General features: G+C 76.2%; 16 protein-coding genes. 7 read left to right on the forward strand and 9 right to left on the reverse strand.

Features of this window, described 5'->3' with window-relative positions; translation table 11 throughout:
- Position 1: 1 nt before the first annotated feature.
- Positions 2–2,296, forward strand: a complete 2,295-nt coding sequence (locus AC6CH9_RS04785) for a penicillin acylase family protein (protein WP_498153887.1) — start codon at positions 2–4, stop codon at positions 2,294–2,296.
- The gene (locus tag AC6CH9_RS04790) at positions 2,293–3,021 is read left to right on the forward strand and encodes a GNAT family N-acetyltransferase (RefSeq protein ID WP_498153888.1); all 729 of its coding nucleotides are present in this window, start codon (positions 2,293–2,295) and stop codon (positions 3,019–3,021) included. Before AC6CH9_RS04785 ends, AC6CH9_RS04790 begins: the two co-directional genes overlap by 4 nt.
- Positions 3,022–3,084: 63 nt before the next feature.
- Here the strand turns inward: AC6CH9_RS04790 and AC6CH9_RS04795 are convergent, their stop codons facing one another.
- From AC6CH9_RS04795 to AC6CH9_RS04810, 4 genes are all read right to left on the reverse strand, one after another.
- Positions 3,085–3,447: an ACT domain-containing protein gene (locus AC6CH9_RS04795; protein WP_498153889.1), complete on the reverse strand. Its 363-nt coding sequence runs from the start codon at positions 3,445–3,447 to the stop codon at positions 3,085–3,087.
- 85 nt (positions 3,448–3,532) lie between these two features.
- Positions 3,533–4,633, reverse strand: coding sequence for an NAD(P)/FAD-dependent oxidoreductase (locus tag AC6CH9_RS04800; protein WP_498153890.1), 1,101 nt, complete (start codon positions 4,631–4,633; stop codon positions 3,533–3,535).
- A 10-nt stretch (positions 4,634–4,643) separates the two neighbouring features.
- Positions 4,644–5,204, reverse strand: coding sequence for an isoprenylcysteine carboxyl methyltransferase family protein (locus tag AC6CH9_RS04805; protein ID WP_498153891.1), 561 nt, complete (start codon positions 5,202–5,204; stop codon positions 4,644–4,646).
- Positions 5,201–6,337, reverse strand: coding sequence for a type III polyketide synthase (locus AC6CH9_RS04810; RefSeq protein ID WP_498153892.1), 1,137 nt, complete (start codon positions 6,335–6,337; stop codon positions 5,201–5,203). The genes AC6CH9_RS04805 and AC6CH9_RS04810 overlap by 4 nt, the downstream gene beginning before the upstream one ends.
- Before the next feature lie 109 nt (positions 6,338–6,446).
- Here AC6CH9_RS04810 and AC6CH9_RS04815 point away from each other — a divergent pair, with 109 nt between their 5' ends.
- Positions 6,447–7,301 (forward strand): UbiA family prenyltransferase, encoded by an 855-nt coding sequence (locus tag AC6CH9_RS04815; RefSeq protein ID WP_498153893.1) that lies wholly within the window; start codon positions 6,447–6,449, stop codon positions 7,299–7,301.
- Positions 7,302–7,344: 43 nt separating this feature from the next.
- On the opposite strand, the gene AC6CH9_RS04820 is transcribed toward AC6CH9_RS04815, so the two are convergent.
- Genes AC6CH9_RS04820 through AC6CH9_RS04830 form a run of 3 tightly spaced genes read right to left on the reverse strand, consistent with a single transcriptional unit; the run spans position 7,345 to position 10,270 of the window.
- On the reverse strand, positions 7,345–8,205 hold the full coding sequence (locus AC6CH9_RS04820) for a family 1 encapsulin nanocompartment shell protein (RefSeq protein WP_498153894.1): 861 nt from the start codon (positions 8,203–8,205) through the stop codon (positions 7,345–7,347).
- Complete coding sequence (locus AC6CH9_RS04825; protein WP_498153895.1) at positions 8,202–9,314, reverse strand: Dyp-type peroxidase; 1,113 nt, start codon at positions 9,312–9,314, stop codon at positions 8,202–8,204. Before AC6CH9_RS04825 ends, AC6CH9_RS04820 begins: the two co-directional genes overlap by 4 nt.
- Before the next feature lie 47 nt (positions 9,315–9,361).
- Complete coding sequence (locus tag AC6CH9_RS04830; protein WP_498153896.1) at positions 9,362–10,270, reverse strand: LysR substrate-binding domain-containing protein; 909 nt, start codon at positions 10,268–10,270, stop codon at positions 9,362–9,364.
- Between the two features lie 94 nt (positions 10,271–10,364).
- Between AC6CH9_RS04830 and AC6CH9_RS04835 the strand changes: the two genes are divergently transcribed.
- Together AC6CH9_RS04835 and AC6CH9_RS04840 are read left to right on the forward strand one after the other, a co-directional pair.
- Positions 10,365–11,345, forward strand: coding sequence for a threonine ammonia-lyase (locus tag AC6CH9_RS04835; protein WP_498153897.1), 981 nt, complete (start codon positions 10,365–10,367; stop codon positions 11,343–11,345).
- 65 nt (positions 11,346–11,410) lie between these two features.
- Positions 11,411–12,031: an L-threonylcarbamoyladenylate synthase gene (locus AC6CH9_RS04840; RefSeq protein ID WP_498153898.1), complete on the forward strand. Its 621-nt coding sequence runs from the start codon at positions 11,411–11,413 to the stop codon at positions 12,029–12,031.
- 30 nt (positions 12,032–12,061) lie between these two features.
- Here the strand turns inward: AC6CH9_RS04840 and AC6CH9_RS04845 are convergent, their stop codons facing one another.
- Entirely contained in the window at positions 12,062–13,600 is a 1,539-nt protein-coding gene (locus AC6CH9_RS04845) for a lipase maturation factor family protein (protein ID WP_498153899.1), read from the reverse strand.
- 94 nt (positions 13,601–13,694) lie between these two features.
- On the opposite strand from AC6CH9_RS04845, the gene AC6CH9_RS04850 reads away from it, so the two are divergent.
- Both AC6CH9_RS04850 and AC6CH9_RS04855 read left to right on the forward strand, forming a co-directional pair.
- A complete protein-coding gene (locus AC6CH9_RS04850; protein ID WP_498153900.1) occupies positions 13,695–15,116 on the forward strand; it encodes a UTP--glucose-1-phosphate uridylyltransferase in 1,422 nt (473 codons plus the stop codon).
- Between the two features lie 282 nt (positions 15,117–15,398).
- A complete protein-coding gene (locus AC6CH9_RS04855; RefSeq protein WP_498153901.1) occupies positions 15,399–15,962 on the forward strand; it encodes a hypothetical protein in 564 nt (187 codons plus the stop codon).
- A 176-nt stretch (positions 15,963–16,138) separates the two neighbouring features.
- On the opposite strand, the gene AC6CH9_RS04860 is transcribed toward AC6CH9_RS04855, so the two are convergent.
- A complete protein-coding gene (locus AC6CH9_RS04860) occupies positions 16,139–16,795 on the reverse strand; it encodes a YigZ family protein (protein WP_498153902.1) in 657 nt (218 codons plus the stop codon).
- Between the last annotated feature and the right edge of the window lie 110 nt (positions 16,796–16,905).

Consider the following 16,905-nt stretch of genomic DNA (forward strand, 5'->3'; position numbering starts at 1 on the left):
CGTGGGCACGCCGGGGCTGCCGGGCGTCCCGCCCGGCGGGTTCGCCGTGCACCGCGACGCGTGGGGTGTGCCGCACGTGCGCGCCGCCGACGAGCTCGCGCTCGCGCGCGGCCAGGGGTACGTCGCCGCGCTCGACCGCGGCTGGCAGATCGAGGTCGACCGGTGGCGTGCCGAGGGACGCCTCGCCGAGCGACTCGGCGAGCCCGGCCTCGCGTGGGACCGGTTCGCCCACCGCGTGCGCCTCGCCGACACCGCGCGCCGCGCCTACGCGGCGCTCGCGGACGACGACCGCGCCTGGGTCGACGCATACACGGCGGGCGTCAACGAGGGCCTGGCGCGGGGACGCGACGTGCCCGAGCTGCACGCGCTCGCCGACCCGGGATGGCCCGGCGGGGGCGACCTGCCGCCGCACGAGCCGTGGCCCGCGTGGGCGCCGCTCGGTGTGTTCCTCGTCGCGCACGTCCTCTTCTCCGGCTTCCCGCACGTGCTGTGGCGCGACCACGTCGCCCGCACGCTCGGGTCCGCCGTCGCGCGGACGCGGCCCGACGTGCCGCTCACCGACGTGCTCGACCTGCTCGCCGTGGACGGGGGCCCCGGCTCGGGGTCGAACGCGTGGGCGCTCGCGGGAGCACGAACCCGGAGCGGGGCGCCGCTCCTCGCGGGCGACCCGCACCGGCTGCTCGAGCTGCCGGGCGTCTACCAGCAGGTGCGCCTCGCGTGCGACGACTACGACGTGGTGGGTCTCGCGTTCCCGGGCGTGCCCGGGCTCCCGCACTTCGGCCACGCCGGGGCTGCGGCCTGGGGCGTGACGAACGCGATGGCGCACCACGTCGACGTCGTCGCCGAGCGCCTGCACCGGACCGCCGGCGGCGGGGTCGAGGCGCTCGGGCCGTGCGGGCCGGAGCGCGCGGACGTCGTCGTCGCGACCGTGCGCGTGCGCGCCGCCGGCGGGCCCGTGGAGCACCGGGTGGAGACGGTCGAGACGGCGCGCGGCGTCGTCGTGACCGGCGGCCCGGACGAGCCCGACCGCACGTTCTCGGTCCGCCTGCCCGCGCGCGTCGACGCCGACCTCGGCGTCGCCGCGTGGCGGCGCCTGCTGCGCGCCCGCTCGGCGCGCGACGTCACGGACGCGTTCGCGACGTGGGTCGACCCGGTGGACCGCGTCCTGGCGGCGGACCGGGACACGGTGCTGTCGGTCACGGCGGGCCGCGTGCCGCACCGAGACGTGGCGGGGCGGGCCCTGCCGCTGCCCGCGTGGTCAGACGCCGCACGTGCCCGCCCGTGGGTCGTGCCGCCCGGTCCCGTGATGGTGGAGGACGTGACGGTCGACGCGAACGAGCGACCCGCGCGCCCGGAGATAGACCTCGGTCACACCTACGCACCGCCGCACCGCGCGCGGCGCATCCGCGCGCTGCTCGACGCGGCCGGCGACGACGCGACGGCAGCGGACCAGTCGCGCGTCCACGCCGACACGCTGCTCGGCGGTGCCGGCGACCTGCTGCGCTGGCTCGACCAGTCCACGGGCGACGGGCCGAGGGACGACGAGGAAGCCGGTGGCGTCGGCGCCCCCGGACCCGTCGTCGTCTCCGCGGACGGGCGCGACCTCTGGTCGGTCCGGGCGGCCCGCCGCCTGCGCGCGTGGGACCGCCGCATGGACTCCGACAGCGCCGACGCGGCCCTGTTCGCCGCGTGGCGCGCCGCGCTCGCGCGCCGGGTCGCCGCGCACCCGGCGCTCGCGCCCCTGCACGCGCCGCACGGGCTCGACCCGGTCTTCGCCCCGTGGCTCTCGGTCACGGCGCGCGTCGCGGACGCGCTGCCCGCGCTGCTCGGTGCTGACTGGCTGGGGATCGACGGTGCTTGCGAGGCGTGGGACGCGCTGGGCGAGGTCGTCCGCGGGCTCGGGCACAAGGACGGCCACGACACGAGAGACCCGAGGCCGACGGACGCCGCGCCCGTGTGGGGCGACACCCACCGGGTGCTCGGCCTGCACGTGCTCCTGGACGTGCCGGGCGCCGCGGTGCCGCGCGTGCCGTCGCTGCCGCTCGGCGGGGACACGGACACCGTGCGCTGCACCGCGAGCGTGCCCGGGATCAGCGACGTGTGCGTGCGCGGGTCGGTCGCGCGCTGGGTGTGGGACCTCGCCGACCGGGACGCGAGCCGCTGGGGCGTGCCGTTCGGCGCGAGCGGGGACCCGCGCTCGCCGCACTTCGCCGACCAGCTCGCCGCGTGGGCCGACGCCGAGACCGTGCCGATCGTGACCGACTGGGCCCTGCTGAGCCACGAGGAGACCCGATGACCGTCCCCGCCCCGACGACCGGACGGACCCCGGACCTGGCGCCCGACGGGCCGGCGACGGCCGCGCGCCCGGGCACCGCCGCCCCGGGCCCCACCGCTCCTGGCCGCACCGCCCCGCGTGGGGGCCGGCTGCGGACGGGTGCTCCCGGCGAGCTCCTGCTCGCGCACGACGCCCCCGGCGGCGGGCGGCTGACGCTTCAGGTGCTCGACCCCGACGCCGACCTCGACGTGCTGCACGACTGGGTGACCCGGCCCTGGGCGGGCTTCTGGGGGCTCGCGGAGCTGTCGCGGACGGAGCTGCGCGACCTCTACGCGTACGTCGGCTCCCTCTCCACGCACCACGCGTTCCTCGTGCGGTGGGACGAGACGCCCGTGGCGCTGCTCCAGACGTACGAGCCGGAGCACGACCCGGTCGGCGAGGCGTACCCGGTGCGGCCCGGCGACGTCGGCGCGCACTTCCTGCTCGGGGCGCGCGGGCCCCGGGGCACGGACCTGTGGGGCGCGGTCGGCCCGCTGCTCGTCGCGCTCTGCTTCGCCGACGCGCGCGTGGACCGCGTCGTCGTGGAGCCGGACGCCGCGAACGCGCGCGCCCACGCCCGGATGCGCGCGCTCGGCTTCGAGGTCGCCGACCGCGTGCGCGTGGGGGAGAAGGACGCGGTGCTGGCGTTCCTCACCCGCGAGCGTGCCCGCGGCCTCCTCGCCGCGGCCGCGGCCGTGCGCGGCTGAAACCGGACCTGATCGGAACCGTCGGCGGTACGACGACGACGCGGGGCACGGCCCGGGCGGCCCTCAGCGCGGGGCGGCGACGGCGTGCCCAGCGTCGCGGAGGGCGCGCGTGGCCGCGTCGAGGCGGTCCTCGGGCACGAGCACGAGGTCGGCGTGGAACGTGGACGCGACGAAGACGGGGACCCTGGCCTCGGCGAGCGGGCCGACGACGGCTGCGAGCATCCCGGTCGCGTCGAGGTCGTGCGCCGACCCGTAGAACCCGGCCCACCGCTCGGCCTCGTCGAACGGCGACGCGTGCCGCACGACCGTCAGGCCCTCGGGGGCGCGCACGAGCGCGACCCACTCGTCGTCCTCGGGGAACGTCGCGCCCGGGACGTGGGAGAGGAGGAAGCGGTCGGGGACGACGTGCAGGTCCAGCGAGGTCATGCGCGGAACCGTAGCCGCCCGCACCCACACGATGTCGGCTCCCCGCGTGTGCCCCGTGTGCGACACGTTCCGGCAGGAGCAGCGGTCAGCGCGCGAGACGCTCGACGACCGCGCCGTACAGCCACGGAGCGGCGCTCGCCGCGGGCACGATCGCCCCGCGGGCCGGGCTGCCCGCCCAGGCGAGCAGCCCGGTCGTCAGGACCCGGTAGTCGCGCGTCGCGCGCGACCATGCCCGCTCGTACGCCGCCGCGTCGTCCAGGTGCCGCACGGCGGCATCCGCCTGGGCGAGCCCGACGCGCACGCCCTCGCCCGTGAGCGCGTCGACGTAGCCGGACGCGTCACCGACGAGGCGCACCCGCCCGGCGGTGCGCCGTCGGGCGCGCTGGCGCAGCGGCCCGGCGCCGCGCACGCGCCCCACCACGGGGGCGTCGCGCAGCCGGTCCGCGAGCTCGGCGAACGCGTCGAGCCCCACCGAGGCGCCGTCGTGGTCCGCGCGTGCCCCGCTCGCGTCGCGGCGGCGCGCCAGCACGGCGACGCCGACGACGTCGGGCGCGACGGGCGTCACGTACGCCTCGGCGTGCGGGGCCCAGTGCACCTCGACGAGGTCGCTCCACGGCGTCGTGCGGTAGTGGGTGCGCAGCCCGAACCGGGCACGGCCGTGGGCGGGGACGTCGAGCCCGGTGAGGCGTCGGACCGTGGAGTGCAGACCGTCGCACCCGAGCACCCAGGACGCGCGCACGAGCGTGCGCGTGCCGCCCGCGTCCTGGTCGGGGTGGTGCGCGGTGTTGAGCGCGACGTCGACGCCGTGGGCGTCCTGGCTCAGCCCCCGGAGGGTCGCCTGCTCGATCAGGACGCCCTCGGCCAGCGCGCGCTCGCGCAGCGTCGCGTGCAGGGCGGTGCGCCGCACGCCGCGCCCCGGGCCGGCGGCGAACGGGTGGTCGGCGTGGCGGGTCGCGTCCCGGTAGCTGATGCCCACGAGCCGGTGCCCGGGCGGGTCGACGCCGAGGTCGAGCACCGCGGCGAGCGCTCCGGGCAGCAGGCCCTCCCCGCACGCCTTGTCGATGACGCCCGCGCGCCGGTCGACCACGACGACCTCGCGCCCGGCCCGTCGTGCGTGCAGCGCGGCCGCCAGGCCGACGGGGCCGCCGCCCACGACGAGGACCTCGGTGCGCGCCGGGACGCTCACGGTGCGCCCGTCACGGGCGGGGGCGCGCCGGGCCGTCGGCGGACGACCCCGCCGCGGTGGCGAGCGCGAGCGCGCGCTCCTCGGCCGGGATGCGGAAACGGGCCAGGAGCACGGCGTTGAGGACCGTGAACGCGAGCGCCGTGACCCAGCACGAGTGCACGAGCGGGAGGGCGAGGCCCTCGACGACGACCGCGACGTAGTTCGGGTGGCGCAGCCACCGGTACGGGCCCCGGGCCACGAGCGGGAGGCCGGGCACGACGATGACGCGCGTGTTCCAGCGCGGGCCGAGCGTCGCGATGCACCACCAGCGCAGTCCCTGGCTCGCGAGCGCGAGGACGAGCATGGGCCAGCCCAGCCAGGGCAGGAACGGGCGGTCCGCGAGCCACGCCTCGGCGACGCACGCGACCAGGAGCCCGGTGTGCAGGGCGACCATGGCGGGGAAGTGCCCCCGACCCGACTCCACGCCGCCGCGCGCGAACGACCAGCGGGCGTTGCGCGCGGACACGACCAGCTCCGCGAGCCGCTCGACAGCGGTGGCGCCGACGAGCGCGACGTACCAGGCGAGGCTCATCCGGAGGCCCCCGCGCGAGGTGCCCCGCGCCCGTCGAGGCGCAGGAGCACCAGCTCGGTGCTGACCCCGGGGCCGAAGGCCATGAGGACGGCGGGCGTGCCGGACGGGGTGCGGTCACGTCCGAGCGTCGCGGCGAGCACGTGCAGCACGGACGCGGACGACAGGTTCCCGACGTCGCGCAGCGAGGCCCGGCTCAGCGCGAGGTCCTCCTCCGCGAGCCCCAGCGCGTCCCGCACCGCGTCGAGGACGCGTGGGCCCCCGGCGTGCACGACCCAGGCGCCGACGTCGACCGGCTCGAGGTCGTGCTCGGCGAGGAGCGCCTTGACGTCCCCGAGCAGGTGCGCCCCGATGAGCTCGGGCAGGCGCGCGGACAGCACGATCTCGAACCCCGTGTCGCCGACGCGCCACCCCAGATCGCCCGTGGTGCCCGGGTGCAGGTGCGAGCGGGAGTCGACGACGCGCGCCCCGCGCGCCCGCCCGCCGTCGCGCGCGGCCCGCCCGTACGGGCCGGGGCGCCGCGCGAGCGGGTGCTCGTCGCCCACGAGGACGGCCGCAGCAGCGCCGTCGCCGAACAGGCCCGACGCGACCAGGTTCGCCGTCGACGGGTCGCCGCGCTGCAACGTCAGGGAGCACAGCTCGACCGCGACCAGGAGGGCGACGTCGCGCGGCCGCCCCCGCAGCAGGTCGTCCGCCCGGGCGAGCCCCGCCGCGCCCCCGGCGCAGCCCCAGCCGAACGACGGCGTGCGCCGCACGTCGGTGCGCAGGCCGAGCCGGGCGGCCACGAGGACGTCGAGCGTGGGCGCGCCGACGCCCGTGACCGTCGTGAGGACGACGTGGTCCACCTCGTCCGCGCGCAGCCCCGCGTCGTCGAGGGCGGCCCGGCAGGCACGCTCGGCGAGGTCCGTGCCGAGCGCGAGGAACGTGTCGTTGGCCGACCCGAACGACAGCCCGCCGTAGTCCTCGACCGGCAGCGCGAGATGACGGGTCTCCACGCCCGCGTGGGCGTGCAGGCGGCGCGTGAGCGCACGCCGCACCGGGTCGTCGGTGAGCAGCTCGCTCGTGACCCGGGAGATCTCGTCCTGGCGGTACGCATGGTCGGGCAGAGAGGTCCCGACGGCGACGACGCGCGACATGCCCGCATCGTCCCACCGGCCCGGTCGGCCCGCGCGGGGTGGAGGGGCCCGATGGCGGACACGGCTCCGGTGCCGGGCGCGGGGCCCGCCGGCGGGCTAGGTTGCCGCCATGGTGACCGGTCGCCCGCGGGGGCTCGTGCGGGGGCTGGTCGTCGCGAGCCACTTCCCGCCGACCGTGATGGTCACCGCGTTCGCCCTCGCGCTCTCGGCCGGCATCGGCGCGGGCGCCCGCACGACGACGCTCGTCGCGCTCGCGGTCCTCACCGGCCAGCTCTCGGTCGGGTGGAGCAACGACTGGCTCGACGCGCGGCGCGACCTCGCGGTCGGGCGTGCGGACAAGCCCGTCGTGAGCGGTCTCGTCACGCCCGCGACCCTGCGCACGGCGGCGCTCGCGGCCCTCGCCGCGTGCGTGGTGCTGTCCCTCGCGACGGGCGTCGTTCCCGGGCTGGTGCACGTCGTCGCGGTCGCGAGCGCGTGGTCGTACAACGCGGTGCTCAAGTCGACGTGGTGGTCGTGGGTGCCCTACGCGCTCTCGTTCGGCCTGCTCGCGGTGTTCGTCGTGCTCGCCGCGCCCGGGGCCGGCCGGCCCGCGCCGTGGGCGGTGGCCGCCGCGGCGCTGCTCGGCGTGGGCGCGCACGTCGCGAACACGCTGCCGGACCTCGAGGACGACGCCGCGACCGGTGTCCGGGGCCTGCCGCACCGGCTCGGGCGGCGCGCGAGCAGCGCGCTCGCCCCCGTGCTGCTCGGCGTCGCCGCGGTGCTCGTCGTGCTCGCACCGCCCGGAGCGCCGGACGCCGCGCGCGCGGCCCTGGGCGGGGCCGCCGTCGGGCTCGCGGTCGCCGCCGGGGTCGTGGGCGTGGTGCGCCCGCGCAGCCGTGCTCCGTTCGCGCTGTCGATGGCGGTGGCGGGCGTGTGCGTCGTGCTGCTCGTGCTCGCGGCGCCCGCGGTCGTCCTCCCGGGCTGAGTGGGCGGCCGAGGGGGCGGCTGACGCGCGCCCGGGTCGCGGGTCAGCGCGTGAGGGGGACCGACGCCTCGGCGGTGTAGGTCTGGAACGTGAGCGAGGCGAACAGGTAGAGGCGCACCTCGTCGGCGGTGTGGTCGAGGTAGCCGATCGACACGTCCTGCCCGATCGTCAGCTCGTGGTCCCCGCCGCGCGTGGTGAGCAGGTAGCCGCCGCGCAGCGCGGGCGCCCACACGATGTCGCGCTGCACCATGCGCTCGAGCTGCTCGCGGATCGGGTACCCGTGGTCGCGGGTCTCGGACACCGCGGTGTACAGGTCGGCGTCGAGCACGAGCGCGTACGGTCCCTCCACGCCTGCGAGGCGCAGCTCGGTCTGCGCGGCGGCGACGGCGTCCGGCAGGTCGCGCGGGTCGGTAGGGACCGCGATCGGGGGGTTGTCCGACCCCGGGCCGATGCCGCGGATCCCGGCTGCCGGGTACCCCTCGAACACGGCGCGGTCCTCGGCGCGTGCGAGCGCGGTGGCCGCGTCCTTGACGGGCTGCCAGTCGGAGTCCTTCGAGCCGCGCGCGACGTCGTCGACCGCCTGCCGGGACACCGTGAACGGCACCTGCAGCTCGACGAGCGGCACGACGTCGCGCAAGCGCGCCCGGATGCCGTCGTGCGGCGCCTCGACGTCCGTCACGTGGCCCGTGCGGGCGGACGCCGTGCCGAAGCCGAGCGGGCCCGTCACGTCGACCACGCGCCGCCCGGCGACGTTGCGCACGAACGTGCGCCGCGCCTCGTCGGCGATCTCCTCCCACGCCGCGTCCGTGACGGGCGCGAGCCAGCGGTGCAGGTTCGAGTCCCCGGGCGCGCCCGCGCCGCTCGTGGGGAGGACCGAGCCGAGGTCCGGTTCCGAGGTGCTCACGACGGTTCTCCCTTCAGCGACCCGATCGCGAGAGACCCGACGGGCGCGGTGGTGGCGGGTGCGGCGGGTCCCGCGGTCGCGGGACCCGGGTCGGCGGGCGTGTCCTGGCCGGGGACGTCCGGGGCGTCGTCGGCCAGCGACTCGAGCAGGTCGAGCGAGGGGACGAAGAAGGACGTCCCGGTGAGCGCCGTGGACACGTCGAGGATGTGGTCGTACCGGCCCGGCGGGTTCCCCACGAACATGTTGTCCAGCATGCGCTCGACGACGCCGACGTCCGCGGCGTACGCGATGTAGTAGGTGCCGAACTCGCCCGTGGACGGGTCGCCGAACGCCATGTTGTCGCGCAGGACGTCGCGCTCGGTGCCGTCCTCGTCGACGATCGTGTTGAGCGACACGTGCGAGTCCGGGGGCTGCACGTCGTCCGCGAGCTCGACGTCGTCGAGCTTGGTCCGCCCGATGATGCGCTCCTGCGCCTCCACGGGCAGCGCGCCCCACGCCGCGAGGTCGTGCACGTACTTCTGCACGACGACGTGGCTGCCGCCCGCGAACGGTCCGTCCGGGATGATCGCGGCGCCCGCGGCCGACCGTCCCGTCGGGTTCTCGGTGCCGTCGACGAAGCCGAGCAGGTCGCGCGAGTCGAAGTAGCGAAAGCCCGTCACGTGGTCGTCCACGCGTACCGCGCCTCCGAGCGCGGCCATGACCTGCCGGGTCAGCTCGAACGTGAGGTCGGCCCGGTCGGCCCGGACGTGGAACAGCACGTCGCCCGGGGTCGAGGGCGCGTCGTGCACGGCGCCCTGCACGGGACGGAACGGGTGCAGCCCCTCGGGCCGCGGCGCCCCGGCCGGGCGCACCGCGTCCCAGAACGCCGACCCCAGCCCGACGACGCACGTCAGCCCCGCGGCCGACTGGCGGAACCCCACGGCGCGCACGAGGTCGTTCACCGACGACGCGACGTCCAGCAGGTGCGCGCGCGACCCGGGCGACCCCGTGGCGCTGACGACGAGAAAGACGGCGGACTCGGTGAGCCCGCCCAGGACGGGCTGCGGCTCGGGCACGTCGGCCGGCACGGCGATGCTCGCGCCGGTCCCCTGGGTGGTGTTCTGCGGCACGAGGCGAGCGTGCCACGCGTGCCGGGGGAGCGCACCCGCGCGCGAGGTCACGCCGCCGCGCGCACCAGACCCTCCACCACGGCAGCCGCGCCCGGGGCGGGGCGCTCCCCGTAGGTGACCGCGAGCACCCGGCGCGCGGCGCCGGGCAGGGGACGCACGTCCACCCGCGGGTCGCGGTGGGCGCGCAGCGCCAGGGCGGGCAGGAGCGAGACCCCGACCCCGGCCGCCACGAGGGACTGGACCGCGACGTAGTCGTCCGTCTCGAACGCGACTCTCGGGGTGAAGCCCGCGCGCTCGCACCGGCCCACCAGGTCGGCGCGGCACCGCTCGCAGCCCGCGATCCATGCCGCGTCCGACAGCGTCGCGAGGTCCACCGGCACGGCGTCCGCCGACGGCGCGCGCTCACCCCCGCCCGAGGCCACCGCGGCGGCCGTGGCCCGCACGAGGAACAGCTCCTCCGCGAGCACCGGCACCGCGCGCAGGCCCTCCACGTCGACGGGGGAGCGGTCGTGCTCGAACACCAGCGCCACGTCCGCCGCGCCACGCCGGAGCGCGTCCAGCGCCTCCGGTGGCTCCGCCTCCACGAGCCCCACGCCCAGGCCCGGATGGTCCCGCGCGAGCCGCGCCACCACGTCGGGCACCAGCGTCGCCAGCGCCGACGGGAACGCCGCCAGGCGCACCCGGCCTGCCGAGAGCGACACCAGCGCGTCCAGCTCGTCGCGGGCCGCGCCCACGCGCCCCAGGATCTCCTCCGCCCGCGCGGCGAGGAGCCGCCCCGCCGCCGTCAGACGCACCCCGCGCCCCTGCCGCTCCAGCAGCGCCACGCCCACCTCCGCCTCCAGGCGCGCCAGATGGTGACTCACCGACGGCTGCGCGTAGTGCAGCGACCGCGCCGCCGCCGTCACCGACCCCTCGCGCGCCACGGCCGCCAGCACGCGCAGCCGCGTCAGGTCCATCTCGACTCCCTCACCGACGAAGCATAGATCCGATCGATCGATCCAGTCAGAACAGGCATTGGACCTATGGGACGGTGCGCGGCACCGTGGACACATGGCCCACGCAGCCCTCGCCCCGCCCACGATGCGCGACGTCCTCGACGCCCGCCGCCTCCTCGCCGCGCACCTCGACCCCACGCCCGCGCGCACCTACGCCGCGCTCGACCGTGCCACCGGGGCGAACCTCGTCGTCAAGCACGAGAACCTCCAGCCCACCGGAGCGTTCAAGGTCCGCGGCGCCCTCAACCTCCTCCAGCGCCTCATGCCCGACGAGCGCGACCGCGGCGTCACCGCGTTCTCCACCGGCAACCACGCCCAGGCCGTCGCCTACGCCGCCCGCACCACCGCCACCCCCTGCACCATCGTCATGCCCACGAGCCCTAACCCCACCAAAGCCGACGCCGTGCGCGACCTCGGCGCCCGCCTCGTCCTCGCCGGCAGCACCTTCGACGACGCGCGCGAGCACGCCACGGCGCTCGCGGCCGACGACGGGTCCCGCCTCGTCAGCGCCGCCAACGAGCCCCTCCTCGTCGCGGGCGTCGCGACCGCTTACCTCGAGCTGCTCGAACGCGCGCCGGACCTCGACGTGCTCGTGGTCCCGGTGGGCGGAGGCAGCGGCGCCGCGGCCGCATGCCTCGTCGCCCGCGCGCTCGCACCCGACCTCGACGTGGTCGCCGTCCAGTCCGCCGCCTCGCCGGCCGCGCACGACTCCTGGCGCGCCCGGGACCTCGTCGCGCGGCCCAACGCCTCGCGGGCCGAAGGCCTGGCGACCGGCACGGGGTTCGCGCTCACCCAGGCGATGCTGCGCGAGCACCTCGCCGACTTCGTCCTCGTCGACGACGACGCGATCGACCGCGCGGCGGCGCTCTACCTCACCGCCGCGCACACCGTCGCCGAGGGCGCGGGCGCCGCGGCGCTCGCGGCCGTGCTCGCCGACCCGGAGCGGTTCGCCGGCCGGCGGGTCGGGGTCGTGTGCTCGGGCGGCAACGCGAGCCCGGCGGAGCTGCGGCGCGTGGCGGCGCACCTGCCCGCGTAGCCGGGGTCGCGGCACGCCGGGCACGAGCACCGGTCGGAATCGGGGCCGGGCCTAGGCTCTGAGCCATGGCCCGCTACCTCGACGTGCACCCCGACAACCCGCAGCCGCGCGCGATCGCGCAGGTCGTCGCCCTCCTCGAGGACGGTGGGCTCGTCGCCTACCCGACCGACTCCGGCTACGCGCTCGGGTGCCGCATGGACGACCGGGAGGGTGCTGACCGCATCCGCCGGATCCGCCACCTCGACGACCGGCACCACTTCACGCTGGTGTGCGCGGACTTCGCGCAGCTCGGCCACTTCGTCATGGTCGACAACTCCGCGTTCCGCTCCATCAAGGCCGCGACGCCCGGCCCGTACACGTTCATCCTGCGCGCGACGTCCGAGGTGCCGCGGCGCCTCGCCCACCCCAAGAAGAAGACCGTCGGCGTGCGCATCCCCGACGACACGGTCGCGCAGGCCATCGTGGCCGCGCTCGGCGAGCCCATCCTGTCGAGCTCGCTCATCCTGCCCGGCTCCACCGCGGCGCTCACGGACGGGTGGGCGATCAAGGAGGAGCTCGACCACGTCGTCGACGCCGTCGTCGACGGCGGCGAGCGGGGCAGCGAGCCGACGACGGTCGTGGACTTCTCCGACGGCGCCCCCGAGGTCGTCCGTGCGGGCGCGGGCGACCCCTCCCGCTTCGAGTAGGGCAGGACGCGCGCCGACGGGCGGCCCCCTTCATGCCGCCGGCCCGAGGAGGCGGCGCAGGCGCGCGAGGTCGATCGGGTCGACGAGCGTGCCGCGCTCCTCGCGCACCCACCAGTCGCCCGAGCGCCGCCGCTCGTCGCGCGTCGTGTACCGGTAGCGAAAGACGCGGGCCCGTACCCACCGCGGGGCCGGGCTGGCAGGATCGTTCGCAAACGGGTCCGCTGCGAGCAGGCGCAGGGTCGGTCGGTCGGCCTCCAGGAGCCGCAGCAGCAGCACCTCGAACCACCGGGTCCCCGGCGACCCGAGTGCGAGGAACCACATCTGCCAGTCCAGGCGCAGGTGGTACGGCGCGACCTGCGGCGGGCGCCGCCCCACGTCCCCGGGCTTGCCGCGGAACGCGTACTCGGCCCAGTCGTCCGGCCCGGGAGAACGAGCTGTCGATCCCTCGATCACGACCTCGTCCCGCCGCCGCGACACGGAGCCGAACGCCCCGTACGCGTTGACGAGCCGGAACGGCTCGAAGCTCGCGTTCATGAGCTGCCGGCGCGCGACGAGGTTGCGCGCCGGGCGCACGCTCAGCACGAGCGACAGCCCCGACACCGCGAGCACCGCCACGACCAGGGCGACCGGGCCGCCCAGGCCCGCCCCGCCGTCGGGCACCTGCTCACCCCTCCCGAGCGCCGGCACCAGCCACGACCCCACCGCCGCCCACGCGCCGTCGCTCACCACCCCCAGCCCGAGCACGACCGTCAGCCAGTTCAGCCACGCGAAGTTCCCCGTCACCAGCAGCCACGCCTGCGTGAGCACCACGACCCCGCCCGCCACGCTCGCCACCGGCTGCGGCGCGAACAGCGCGAACGGCACCACCAGCTGCGTCACGTGGTTGCCCGCCACCTCCACCCGGTGCCACCAGCGCGGCAGGTGGTGCGCGTGCCACGAGAACGGGCCCGGCAGGGGCTGCGTCTCGTGGTGGTAGTCCAGCGCCGTCAGGTCCCGCCACGCCTGGTCGCCGCGGATCTTGATGAGCCCCGCACCCAGCTCCACCCGGAACAGGCACCAGCGCGCGAGCAGCAGCACCAGCACCGGGGGAGCGGCGCCCCCGCCCGACGACCCCAGCCAACCCACCAGGAACGTCACCTCGCACAGCAGCGACTCCCACCCGAACCCGTAGAACCGCTGCCCGACGTTCACCACCGAGAGGTACGCCGCCCACAGCAGCAGGAACGCGAGCGTCGTCACCCACCACGGGCCCCGCTGCGGCACCCCCACCACGAGCAGCCCCGCGAGCACGACGCCGCACCACGCCATCCCCACCACGAACCGGTCCGAGCACCACCGCCGCAGCACGCTCGGCCCGTCCCGCCACGACGTGCGCGCCACGAACACCCCCACCGGCAGCAGCCCGTGCTCGCCCAGCAGCGGCGGCCACTGCCGCACCACCACGACGAGCGCCACCACCAGCACCGCCGCCGTGCCCCGCTGGAGCACCTCGCGCGCCACGTCGTAGTCCGGTGCCCAGAACCACGACCCCAGCCACGTCGCCGCGCGGCCGGGCCACCCGTCCGCCATCCCTCCACGGTAGGCGTGTGACCCGTGTCTCACCCGGCCGCGGTGAGCACCCGCCGCCCTGCCCCGCACGATGCCCCGCCCCTACGATCGAGCCATGAGCAGCCAGGGCCTCACCCAGTCCACCGACCGCATGCGCGACGCCGGAGTCGCCCCCGCCGCCATCGACGTCTTCATCCGCTTCTACCGGCTCCTCGAGTCCGGCGCGACCGGCATGATCCCCGAGGCGGACGTCGAACCCCTCACCGACGTCGCCCACCGCGACGCGCTCGACGTCCCCGACGCCGCCGCCCGCGACGCCCTCCAGCGCACCGCGATCATCAAGCTCAACGGCGGCCTCGGCACCTCCATGGGCATGGACCGCGCCAAGTCCCTCCTCACCGTGCGCGACGCCGACCCGCAACGCCCCGACAGCGGCCCCCTCACCTTCCTCGACGTCATCGTCGCCCAGGTCCGCGCCGCCCGGCACGCCACCGGAGCACCCCTGCCCCTGCTCCTCATGAACTCGTTCCGCACCCAGGGCGACACCCTCACCGCGCTCGCCCCCTACGACGACCTCCCCGTCACCGGCCTCCCGCTCGACTTCCTCCAGAACCGCGAGCCCAAGCTCCGCGCCGACGACCTCACCCCCGTCGACTGGCCCGCCGACCCCGAGCTCGAGTGGTGCCCGCCCGGGCACGGCGACCTCTACGCCGCCCTCTACGCCTCCGGCGCTCTCCGCGCCCTCCTCGACGCCGGCTACCGGTACGCCAGCGTCTCCAACTCCGACAACCTCGGCGCCGCCCCCGACGCCGCCATGGCCGGCTGGTTCGCCGCGAGCGGCGCCCCCTTCGCCGCCGAGGTCGCCCGCCGCACCCCCGCCGACCGCAAGGGCGGCCACCTCGTCGTGCGCCGAAGCGACGGACGCCTTGTCCTGCGCGAGACCGCGCAGACCCCGGCCGACGACCAGGACGCCGCCGCCGACATCAGCCGGCACCGGTACTTCAACACCAACAACCTCTGGTTCGACCTCGAGGCGCTCGCGGTCGAGCTCGACCGCACCGGCGGCGTGCTCGAGCTCCCGCTCATCAAGAACACCAAGACCGTCGACCCGACCGACCCGTCGTCGCCCGAGGTCGTGCAGATCGAGTCCGCCATGGGCGCCGCCGTCGAGGTGTTCGACGGCGCCCTCGCCATCGAGGTGGGCCGCGACCGCTTCCTGCCGGTCAAGACGACGAACGACCTCCTCGTCCTGCGCTCCGACGTCTACGACCTCGACGACCGGTACCGGTTCGTCGCCCGGACCGACGCGCCGCTCGTCGACCTCGACCCGGCGTACTACAAGACCATCGCCGCGTTCGACGCCCGGTTCGACGACGGCACGCCGTCCCTGCGCGCAGCGCGCTCGCTGACGGTCCGCGGCGACTGGACCTTCGGCTCGGGCGTCACCGTCACGGGCGACGCCGAGCTCGCCGACCCGGGCGGCTCCTCGCGCGTCCCCGACGGCGCCGTCGTCGGCCCGGACGGGGTCAGCGACTGACGCCGAGGGAAACGTGAACACTGCCCAGCCTGGGAGGATGCCGTCGTGATCTTCCTGGGCGCGCGCGTCACGCGGTGGCTGACCGACGTGCCGCAGCCAGGGCTGGTCGAGATCCAGCTCGACGATGTCGACGGCCGCACGCACCGCCTCGTCGAGAAGTCCGCGGTCGTCGACTCGACTGGGGTCGTCCGTCGTGACGGGAACTTCCCGATCGCTGTCGGCCTCGCCTGCCGACCTCGTACGCAGTACCCCGGACTCGACGCTCGGGGCAGGGTCAACGCCGTGGACTTGTCACCGTGGGGGATCGGTGACGATGAAACGGTCTACGCGATCGGCCGAGAGAACCTGACCTGGGCGCCTCCGGCGGTGTACTCCGACCTCTCTGTCCGGGCCCGCCAGGCGGCGGGGCTCGTGACCTTTCGTCGCTGGCGAGCTTCCGTCGGGTTGTCCGCCACTGAGCTCGATGCGCTCGAGGAGCACCTGTGGCAGTACGCGCTCGTCACCCCCGAGACGTTCGACGCGTGGCACGAGGCGGATCCCCTGACGGGACTGGGTTCGTCCGGGTCGCTACCTGCGCCGCTGTTCCGCTCGCTCGAAGCATCCGGCATCGATCCGGTGGAGCTCACGTCGGTCATCGTCTCTCTCATCGAGATCACCTACGGCGGACTCTTCGGTCGGATCGAGAGCCGATGGTCGCTCAGCGAGCTGGCCACGGTGATCGCTCTCGCTCAGCGTCAAGGAGTCGCACCGGCCCCTGCCGACGCGTTCGCCGACTGCCTCTGGATCGACGACGACTGGGGTCGTCCCACCGAGTCGATCGTCAGCCGCTGGCGCGCTGTCGTGTAGACCAGTGCGGGGGCGGGCGGCTTCGCAGACGGGCGGCGAATCACAGGTACAGCGCCACCACCCACCACGACCACCCCCACGCAGCCGTGCGCCGTCGGGCACCGTGACCACGCCTCTACCTCGACCGACCAGGGATCTACTTCGGCGGACCAGGGTTCTACCTCGGCAGGGTGGGGTCAGCCGGGGAGGTCGACGACGCGGTCGGTGCCTCGGAGCGCCGTGAGGGAGCCCGAGGTGGCGGCGGCGAGGTCGGCGTCGAACCGGGCCAGCTCGGCGGGCGGGACGAGGACGGTGAACTCCGCCTCGGCTCCGTAGACGACGGCATCGAGCGAGCCGTCGTGCTGGGCGGCCCAGTCGCGCAGGACGCCGTGGAGGCGGCCGGCGTCGGCGTGGGGGACGTCGACGCGCACCGCGGTCAGGACCGCGCGCCGCAGGGGCCGCGCCACGTCGAGCGCCTCGCTCACCGCGGACGAGTACGCCCGGACGAGCCCGCCCGCGCCGAGCAGCACGCCGCCGAAGTAGCGCGTGACGACGGCGACGACGTCGGTGACCTGGCGGTGCCGCAGCACCTCGAGCATCGGGACGCCCGCGGTGCCGGACGGCTCGCCGTCGTCGGTCGAGCGCTGCTGGTCGGCGTGCGCGCCGACGACGAGGGCGACGCAGTGGTGTCGCGCGTCCCAGTGCTCCTTGCGGATCCGGGCGATGACGGCGTCAGCGTCGGTGACGGACGCGACGGGGGAGAGGTGCGCGAGGAACCGGGACTTCTTGACGACGAGCTCGTGGTCGACCGGTCCGGCGATCGTGCCCCACAGCTCACCGGTGCCCGTGCTCATCCCGCGAGCCTATCCGCGCACGGGCACGCGCCACGTCCTCTGCGAGGGCGACCTGCCGCCGGAAGGGCGACGCGCGGCCACGGAGAACCAGTCTCCGCGGCCGTGCGTCG

It is taken from the genome of Cellulosimicrobium sp. GQ32 (assembly GCF_059758455.1).

Coding starts and splice junctions, on each gene's coding strand:
- AC6CH9_RS04790 (WP_498153888.1), top strand. CDS start 2,293: ATGACCGTCCCCGCCCCGACGACCGGACGGACCCCGGACCTGGCGCCC.
- AC6CH9_RS04795 (WP_498153889.1), bottom strand. CDS start 3,447: ATGACCTCGCTGGACCTGCACGTCGTCCCCGACCGCTTCCTCCTCTCC.
- AC6CH9_RS04805 (WP_498153891.1), bottom strand. CDS start 5,204: ATGAGCCTCGCCTGGTACGTCGCGCTCGTCGGCGCCACCGCTGTCGAG.
- AC6CH9_RS04810 (WP_498153892.1), bottom strand. CDS start 6,337: ATGTCGCGCGTCGTCGCCGTCGGGACCTCTCTGCCCGACCATGCGTAC.
- AC6CH9_RS04815 (WP_498153893.1), top strand. CDS start 6,447: ATGGTGACCGGTCGCCCGCGGGGGCTCGTGCGGGGGCTGGTCGTCGCG.
- AC6CH9_RS04830 (WP_498153896.1), bottom strand. CDS start 10,270: ATGGACCTGACGCGGCTGCGCGTGCTGGCGGCCGTGGCGCGCGAGGGG.
- AC6CH9_RS04835 (WP_498153897.1), top strand. CDS start 10,365: ATGGCCCACGCAGCCCTCGCCCCGCCCACGATGCGCGACGTCCTCGAC.
- AC6CH9_RS04840 (WP_498153898.1), top strand. CDS start 11,411: ATGGCCCGCTACCTCGACGTGCACCCCGACAACCCGCAGCCGCGCGCG.
- AC6CH9_RS04845 (WP_498153899.1), bottom strand. CDS start 13,600: ATGGCGGACGGGTGGCCCGGCCGCGCGGCGACGTGGCTGGGGTCGTGG.
- AC6CH9_RS04850 (WP_498153900.1), top strand. CDS start 13,695: ATGAGCAGCCAGGGCCTCACCCAGTCCACCGACCGCATGCGCGACGCC.
- AC6CH9_RS04860 (WP_498153902.1), bottom strand. CDS start 16,795: ATGAGCACGGGCACCGGTGAGCTGTGGGGCACGATCGCCGGACCGGTC.